The sequence below is a fragment of the Pseudomonas sp. MF09156 genome (assembly GCF_059862305.1).
On the sequence record NZ_JCBCUR010000017.1, the window covers coordinates 110,905 to 120,197 of the forward strand.

4 protein-coding genes and 1 pseudogene are annotated in these 9,293 nt (G+C 57.2%); 4 read left to right on the forward strand and 1 reads right to left on the reverse strand.

The features are described from left to right. Positions 1–10: 10 nt before the first annotated feature. Positions 11–694, forward strand: a complete 684-nt coding sequence (locus tag AC19YY_RS25860; protein ID WP_029297972.1) for an ABC transporter ATP-binding protein — start codon at positions 11–13, stop codon at positions 692–694. Beyond that, a complete protein-coding gene (locus tag AC19YY_RS25865) occupies positions 694–3,204 on the forward strand; it encodes an ABC transporter permease (protein ID WP_172313968.1) in 2,511 nt (836 codons plus the stop codon). Before AC19YY_RS25860 ends, AC19YY_RS25865 begins: the two co-directional genes overlap by 1 nt. 70 nt (positions 3,205–3,274) lie before the next feature. Here AC19YY_RS25865 and AC19YY_RS25870 read toward each other — a convergent pair. Further along, positions 3,275–3,607: pseudogene (locus AC19YY_RS25870) on the reverse strand (GreA/GreB family elongation factor); the annotation flags it as partial. Positions 3,608–5,081: 1,474 nt separating this feature from the next. Here AC19YY_RS25870 and gmtY point away from each other — a divergent pair. Continuing rightward, entirely contained in the window at positions 5,082–6,533 is a 1,452-nt protein-coding gene (gmtY, locus tag AC19YY_RS25875; RefSeq protein WP_500605086.1) for a gamma-mobile-trio recombinase GmtY, read from the forward strand. Positions 6,534–6,695: 162 nt separating this feature from the next. After that, positions 6,696–9,209: a VPA1269 family protein gene (locus AC19YY_RS25880; protein WP_500605087.1), complete on the forward strand. Its 2,514-nt coding sequence runs from the start codon at positions 6,696–6,698 to the stop codon at positions 9,207–9,209. The last annotated feature ends 84 nt before the right edge of the window (positions 9,210–9,293 follow it).

Here is a 9,293-nt window from a genome sequence, read left to right on the forward strand (position 1 = left end):
CGGATTCTCCATGGGCGCATGCATTCTCACCGCGCAGAACCTTAGCAAAGTGGTTCCCAGCGCGGAAGGTGAACTGACCATCCTGCACGAACTGAGCCTGGAACTGAACAAGGGCGATAGCCTGGCTATCGTCGGCAGCTCCGGTTCCGGAAAATCCACGCTCCTTGGGCTGCTGGCCGGGCTCGACCTGCCCAGCAGCGGTGAAGTCACCCTCGCCGGCCAGGCCCTGAGCGTCCTCGATGAGGACCAACGGGCACGTATCCGCGCCGAACACGTCGGCTTTGTGTTCCAGTCATTCCAATTGCTCGACAGCCTCAATGCCCTGGAAAACGTCATGCTGCCCCTGGAGCTGGACGGTCGCAAGGATGCCCGCGAACGCGCCCGGCACTTGCTCGAGCGGGTCGGCCTGGGCCAGCGCCTGACCCATTCGCCCCGCCAGCTCTCCGGTGGCGAACAACAGCGGGTCGCGATTGCCCGGGCGTTCGCGGCCGAGCCGGACGTACTGTTTGCCGATGAACCCACCGGCAACCTCGACAGCCATACCGGCGAGCGCATCAGCGACCTGCTGTTCGAGCTCAATAAAGAGAACGGCACCACCCTGGTGCTGGTGACCCACGACGAGCGCCTGGCCCATCGCTGCCGACGCCTGATCCGCCTTGAAGCCGGCCTGATGGTCGAGCCCCTGGAGCCTTGATGGCACGATTGCCGCTGTTGCGTCTGTTCAGCCTTGCCCTACGCCAATTACTGCGCGATGCCCGCGCCGGTGAATTGCGTGTGCTGTTCTTCGCCCTGCTGGTGGCGGTGGCCGCCAGCACTGCCATCGGCTACTTCGGTGCACGGCTCAACGGTGCGATGCTGCTGCGCGCCACCGAATTCCTCGGTGCCGACCTGGTGCTGGAGGGCAGCTCGCCGGCTCGCCCCGAGCAGATAACCAGCGGCACACAACTGGGCCTGACGCACGCCAGGGTGGTGGAATTCTCCAGCGTTATCGCCACTGACAACGGCATTCAGTTATCGAGTATCAAGGCGGTCAACGAGCAGTACCCGCTGCGCGGCCAACTGAAAAGCGCGGCCGAACCCTTCGCCGAAGAAACCTCGGGCGGCGGGCCGAAAGCCGGCGAGGCCTGGGTCGAGGCACGCCTGCTGACGGCACTGGACCTGAAAGTCGGCGACAGTATCGATGTCGGCATGAAAACCCTGCGCCTGGCCCGGGTGCTCACCTATGAGCCAGACCGGGCCGGCAACTTCTATAGCCTCACCCCACGGGTGATGATCAACCTGGCCGACCTTGAGGCCACCGGCGTAGTCCAGCCGGGCAGCCGGGTCAGCTACCGCGAACTGTGGCGCGCGCCACAAGCCAGCACCGCCCTGCAAACCTACCGCGATCAGATCACCCCGGGGCTGGCCGCCAACCAGCGCCTGCAAGACGCACGGGACGGCAACCAACAGATCGGCGGCGCCCTGGGCAAGGCCGAGCGCTACCTGAACATGGCCAGCCTGGTCGCTGTGCTGTTGTCCGGGGTGGCTGTGGCCTTGTCGGCAAACCGCTTTGCCAGCCGCCGCTTCGACGCCAGTGCGCTGTTGCGCTGCCTGGGTCTGTCGCGCCGGGAAACCATGCTGCTGTTCAGCCTGCAACTGACCGTCCTGGGCTTGCTGGCCAGCCTCGCCGGTGCGGCGCTGGGTTGGCTCGCGCAACTGGGCCTGTTTTACCTGTTGCACGACCTGTTGCCGGCAGACGTACCACCCGGCGGATTGCTGCCCGCCGTCGCCGGGATCGGTACCGGGCTGGTGGCCCTGGCCGGCTTCGCTTTGCCGCCATTGGCCGCCCTGGGCCGAGTGCCGCCGCTGCGGGTTCTGCGTCGCGACTTGCTGCCGATCCCCTCCAGTACCTGGATGGTGTATGGCGCGGCATTGTTTGCCCTGGGCCTGATCATGTGGCGCCTGAGCCTGGACCTGGTGCTGACCTTCGCCCTGCTGGGCGGTGGGGTGATCGCCGCGCTGATCCTCGGTGGCCTGCTGCTGTTGCTGCTGCAAAGCCTGCGCCGCCTGCTGGCGCGCGCCGCCCTGCCCTGGCGCCTGGGGCTGGGCCAGTTGTTGCGTCACCCGCTGGCGGCGGCGGGCCAGTCCCTGGCATTTGGCCTGATCCTGCTGTCGATGGGCTTGATCGCCCTGCTGCGTGGCGAGTTGCTCGACACCTGGCAGAACCAGTTGCCCAAGGATGCACCCAACTATTTCGCCCTCAACATCCTGCCGGCCGACAAGGATGCCTTCGGTGCTCGCCTGCTTGCACTGCAGGCCCAGGCCGCGCCCTTGTATCCGGTGGTGCCGGGGCGCCTGATCAGCATCAACGGTGAGCCGGTGCAGGAAATTGTCAGCAAGGATTCCAGTGGCGATCGTGCGATACAACGGGACCTGAGCCTGACCTGGGCGGCGGACCTGCCCCCTGGTAACACCCTGACATCGGGCGCCTGGTGGGCGGATCAGCCGGGCGATGAAATACCTGGAGTATCGGTAGAAGCCAAGGTCGCCGAAAGCCTCAAGCTCAAGCTCAACGACCACCTGATCTTCACCGTTGGTGGGGAAAACCGTGAGGCTCGGGTCACCAGCCTGCGGGAAATCAACTGGGATAACTTCCAACCCAATTTCTTCATGATTTTCCAACCGGGCACCCTGAAGGACCTGCCAGCCACGTACCTGACCAGCTTCTACCTGGCCGCCGGGCATGACCAGCAGATCGTCGATCTGTCCCGGGCTTTCCCGGCAGTGACCATCCTGCAGGTCGAAGCACTGCTGGCCCAACTGCGTAGCATCCTGGCCCAGGTCACGCTGGCTGTGGAATACGTACTGCTGTTCGTCCTGGCGGCGGGCATGGCGGTGCTGTTCTCCGGCCTGCAGGCCACCCTGGACGAGCGCATTCGCCAGGGTGCCCTGTTGCGCGCCCTGGGGGCGGAACGCAAGTTGCTGGTCAAGGCCCGGCGTATCGAGTTCGGGCTGCTGGGGGCGGTCAGCGGACTACTGGCGGCGCTGGGTACCGAGTTGGTGACCCTGGTGCTGTATCGCTATGCCTTCGACCTGGTCTGGCACCCACACCCGTGGCTGCTAGTGCTTCCGCTGATCGGCGCCGTGCTGATCGGCGGTGCCGGGGTATTCGGCACCCGCCGCGCGTTGAACGCCAGCCCGCTGGCGGTACTGCGCGAAGGCTGAGGAAAAAACCGGCTCCCCTCTGGGAGCCGGGACGGCAATCTTGCAGGCGCCATCGCCGGCAAGCCGGCTCCTACGTGATGTACTCGATGCCGGTGATCCACCAGCACACTTCGCCGCCTGGCGTCTGCACAATGGCCTCATCGTCCACCTCCTTGCGCAACAAGGCCCTGGCCATGGGTGAGTCAATGGAGATGTAGTCCATGCGCTCATAGATCTCGTCATAACCCACGATCCGGAAACGCTTGGTCTCGCCCTGCTCGTTCTCGATATCCACCCAGGCCCCGAAGAACACCTTGCCCTCCTGCTCGGGCATGTACTCCACCACCCGCATGTCTTCCAGGCGCTTGCGCAGGTAACGCACCCGGCGATCGATTTCGCGCAGCAGCTTCTTGTTGTACTGGTATTATCACCCCAAACCCAGAACTACTATTTCCCTCCCCCACTCCCGAATCCACACACAACACCCACCCACCAACCCAATCCCACCCCCGGAAAGCCAGTCAGCCCTCACCCCTCCCAAGCCTGATCGCCCTCCCCCAAACTGAATACTCCTCAAGAAAGGATCCAGCCCACGGCGCGGCGCGCACCCAGAAAAAACCTCGCCCAGAGTGCGCCCCACTCCGAACCCTCCCCCTTGATCACCCAAACAAAAACCGCCCCCTCCCCAACTGCCATTTTTCTGACACCCACCTCGGAGGGAGAGGGACTGGCAAATCACCCCAGAGCCCTCCCCCATTTTCGAAGCGCTATGGCCCTCTGCCGGAGAGTGCCCCGCCAGAACGAAAGCTATCTATATAGAGAAGCACTGTGAGTGAGGTGCGACTGGAACGGTGGCATCCATGAAGCCTGTCCGAGGACTGCTCGTACCAACCCGAAGCAAAAGCTCACCCGCATCAGCCGATCCCATCGAGTATTGCTTCCAAGAGATAGGCGCCCAGCACGACACTGACGCTGATCCACCCAAGCTGCTGGAGCCGACTTCACCCTGCTGGCATGAGGAGGTGCACCGGAGCATAAAGAGACCTATCGAGCTCACGCTCCCAGAAGCAGCGATGCCACTCATCCATCACCCCAACCCGGGGCGCGGAACCAGAGAAGTAACCCGTGGAGCGCACTGCAGAAAAGCAAGCCCGCGAGATCGCCCCCAAGGCAGCACCTCCCTTTATCCTGGCAAACCTCCTAGCTCCACCCCCATGCATCATTTCCCCCTGGGGCCGGAGCATGAAGCGCGACCGGAGCAACCGCCCAGCCCCACAGCAGCACCTCAAGGAACGCCAGCCGACGCCACCCAGCTCGGTCGGAGCAAAACGAATTCATCCGGCGAGCATCTACCGACAACAACCCCCGCCATAACACATGACCACGCCAGCCCCTACCCAACCGCGAGTCAAATCCCACCCAGCACCTCATCGCCTCAGCACTACGTCTGATGACGTGCACACGGCTGTGGGCTGAAGCTGGAAGAGAACGCGAACGAGGTGACCCAGGTCGGCAGCGACTAGAGCCCACTGATTCCCATACGGGTGCGGGTGCGGGTGCGGGTGCGGGTGCGGGTGCGGGTGCGACAAAAAGTAGCCCGAATGGGCTGTTTTCTGAGAAAGCGCAGTGGTAACATTTTATACCAATGGACATTTGAATAGTACACCGAGTGTACTTAAGGCGTCAAGCATGTCAGCTGAGATTTTTTTCAGTGCCGCATTTCCAGCAGAGACCTATGCACTCGCATCCCGCCAGCCCTTGACCGCCAAGGCCGGCGCGCCTACTCCCCGCGTACGTCGTCACCACCTGAGCCCAGATCCAAGACCAGATCCAAGCCTAGACCCTAACCAAATGCCATCCGCAAGCCAGCTCCCCACCTGCCTGGGAGCACAGCGCTGATGCAAATCATGAAGATGCCGCCGCTGACGGCCATCAAGATCAAGGTCGAATACCAGAGCCCCACCCGGCTCAAAAAAATTCGCCTTCCGGGATTGATCACCAGCCAGGGAGTACTCGTCTCCTTGCTCCAATACCTGAGCGAGAAAACCAGGAGTAATTCGTGGCGAGCGAAGGTGACCTCCTCCGTGGCGATGCTCTTGGACTACATCACGCTGAGCGGCATTCCCTTCCACAATCCGACCACGCTCCTGAAATCGTTTCGGGCCGCATTAAAGAGCGGGACTATCGACCTCAACCTGGAAGATCCGACGGGCCTCTACTGGCCCAACCGCAGCCAGGAGAATGCGGATGACATCATTTGCCTACTGACCGGATACACCGACTGGCTGACCAAGCAGCCGGGGCACAACGGCGTGGTCATGAATCCGATTAGAGAAGCCACGAAGCACGAAGAGAAACTGAACTGGTGCGCTTATCACCATCGTCAAGACAACAAGCTTCTCAGCCACTTAACGTCAGACGAAGAGCGAGAGATGAATCATTTTAGGCGTGAAGTAGGAAGAGAGAGAGCATCACCTGTGATCCTTGACGAAGTTAAACGTTTTCCCCAAGAGCACTTCAACACGCTGATTGATGACGGTTGCCTAGTAGCCAGCTCTCGCAGTGAGCACAAGCATCTGCGTATTGATTACAAAAGCCAGGCCATGATCCTTCTGATGCATTATGGCGGGCTTAGAAAGAGCGAGCTATTCCACATCTATCTTGACGATATCGAAATAGACGTAGAGCGCTGCGAGGCCATCGTCAGAGTCCATCATCCGTCTAAAGGCAGAGCGCCTGAGAAAGGCTATAAAGATCGTGAAGAATACTTGCTTCGCAAGTTTCGCATGAAACCGCGAACAGACTATCTGAAATCGGAATCGCTGCACGCGGGCTGGAAAGCACCCACGACGAACAAGCAAATGTTTTTTACCATCGACTTCTATCCACCTTCTAAGTCTCAGGAGTTCCTGCTCGCCTTTCAAAACTATCTTCTATACCAACGGGTAGACGCTGGAGGTAGACATCCTTTCGCCTTTACGAACTCAAAGGGCAGACCTGAAAGCATTAAGAACTTCCAGCGCCTTCACAGAGCCGCTGTCGAGAGGATCGGATTGCGCTGTTACAAATACGACGGCACAAGTGAACACGGCCATCGGCATGCGTATGGTTACCGACTTGCAGAAAATGGCTTTAGCCAAATTGAAATTCAGCGCTCGATGCATCATGCACATCCTGATTCTTGCCTTGTATACCTACAACCGACAGATCAGGAAGTGCGGGAACGGATGCGCACTGTCGAATCAAGAAACAACGCCAAACAAACTGCCGAAAACTGCGCAACTGAAGAATATGCGCCTCCCGGTCGACCTATCGCCAGCTACCGGCGGATAACAAGACCCAGGAATTAACAATCGCGCAATAAGCGCCAAATACGCCACAGCTGCCGACCACCTGCCTTTAACCTAGAAGACCCAGACAGCTAATTAAAACTTTTGCGCACAAGGCTCAAAAGCGAACTTGCACGCCTACGCACCTGAAATTTCTCTCCATCGATATAAGGACTACAGACCATGGCACCCAAGCAAAAATTCTATGAAACCTATGAAGAAGCGCGGGCAGCGTGCATTACGTTAGGAATCAATACAGTCACCGAGTATAACAAACGGCGCACTGAAGACCCCATGCTCCCTTCAGCCCCATACCAAATTTACGTTAATCAATGGACAGGCTATGGCGAATTTTTCGGCAAGATAAAAGTCAAGATTCATGATTATGAAGAAGCGAAGGCTGTTGCCCTTGGACTAGGCATAACCTGTGCACAAAGCTACCAAGAGAAGTACAAGCAAGATCCGCACCTACCCTCTCGCCCAGACGTACAATATAAAAAGGAATGGATCAGCTGGAACGACTTCCTCGACAAAGGAGAAAAGTACCAGGACTTTTTTGAAGCAAGGCTGATTGCGCGCTCCTATAATTTCAGAACCTTACAAGACTACAAAGACACCTGCTTGAGTGTCGATCCAAAGCTTTATGCTGCTCCTCATCTTATATATAAAGAATGGAACGGCTGGTACGACTATCTCGGCATTGAGAGACGTCCCACGCTACTGACATACCAAGAAGCCAAGGCCTTCGTCGCTAAGCATGGCATCAAAACGGGCCGCCAATATTACGAATTGAAAAAGTCACATCCCGAGCTTCCAGCCTCGCCATACAACACTTACAAAAAACACTGGGTAGACTGGCCGACCTTCCTTGAGCAAAACACTAACACCTATAAACTTTACTCCGAAGCACAGCAGGCTGCACGAGACGCAGGCATCAGCACAGCTGAAGAGTATGCTGCTTGCTATTCAGAAGAAGATCCAAAACTCCCAAAAGACCCGTCTAAAGCATACAAAGACGCATGGATGAGCTGGGAGCATTTTCTTGGTACAGTCCCAACATATAAAACTATTGATCACGCGACAGCGGCTGTCCAGCGACTCGGAATTAAAACCAAGTCCGAATATTTGAACCGATTCCGAGAGGACAGCCTGCTGCCGAGATGCCCGGACATCATCTATAAAGACCAGTGGCCTGAGACCGGCTGGAGAGCATTTCTTTATGGTGATTTCTACCCAACAATGCATTCTGCGGGTGCAGCTGCCAGGGCGCTTGGAGTTGTGACCACTAAAGATTACGCAAAACTTGCGCACCTTGACCCAAAGCTCCCGCTGACGCCCCGCGAGGTGTACAAAGAATTTACTTCCTGGCAGGAATTTATCCTTCCTGAACGGTGCTCCAATTACGAGGAAGCAAAATTCGCCGTTAAAGTAATTGGCATAAAAAATAGCGCTGAGTATCGTCAAAAACAGGCACTCTACCCCTGCCTGCCTGCCAACCCACATCGTGATTTCCATAACGACTGGATCGACTGGTATGATTTTTGCGATATCGTTCAACCTTACTCCTTCGAAGAAGCCAAAGACTTGCTGAAAGAGCTAAGCATTCTTTCCGCCAGTGATTATAAAAAACATATTGTAGCCAGTGATGATCGGCGCTTCCCATTCGCACCGGACAAAGTGTATCAAGCTTCATGGATCAACTGGGCTGATTATTTGAGCCGGACGCAACCGTACACTATCGTCACCATCCCTAAAAGCCATGCAGCCTGGCAATTTGTTATCGGAGCGCACTTAAAAACGGTAAGAGGCGGCAGCGTCAAAGAGAACTACTTGGTGAGGTTTGTCCGAGACTTCCTCGCCCCACTAAAGATTGGCCAAGATCCTACAGCAATATTCACTACCGACAGATTCACACTGACGGAATTCGAGTTATTCATTGGGAGCATCAAAGAAACTCAACAACGCAAAACTGTACACGCGCTGCGAGAGTTTGCAGAGAGCTTTATCAAAGACAACCTGTGCATCACTTGCGAGGACACCGGTGAGCGCACTCTGATTCCCGGCGCGCGCGATCCATTCGCGCCACTGAACAAAGACATTGGCGTCGTCATAACTCCCACGGAGACTGTTAAACCTGCGCTGGCTTACCACTTCGTCGACGAACTCAAAGAATGGATCATCCCCCCGAACGCCACAAGCTTTTCCGACCTGACCCACCTGCACGAGTTCAAAGCAGACTGGTTTGATATTGACGAAAACAAAATTGACCGTGACGACCCAGACTGCGTCTGGAAGTGCGAAAAAGGAAAGTATAAAATCTGGTTCCCGGGTTCTTGGATGCATACTTACGCACTGGCATCTGTTCCTGTTCGCGGAATACAACTGGCTTACGTCGATTCAGGTGAAGGCGACGATGAAATTCCTGTGCTGGAAGATGGAAAAATTATTTGGAAACCCAATCCCTCGCCATTTCGTGGCTGCAAGGAGAGCCAGGGATTTGTAAAGAAGTACCCCAAGGACGAAATTGGTATGCACATCACGACCAATAAGACGTCACGCACCAAGCCAGAGTACGATATCCCTTGGTTGCCGGAGGCGCTGGCAATCTGGTGCATCCGCTTTCGAAATTGGCAAACAAAGTACAACCCCATTAGGGATGCTCCGATCAACTTGCCGCGCAGCGATGGCAGGCCGTAATTCACCAGGCAATCAGCGCTATTCCCTGAAAACGGCCTAATACAGTGTGCAGCGGAGCGTTTTCCGCCCGGTTCTCCGTGTTAA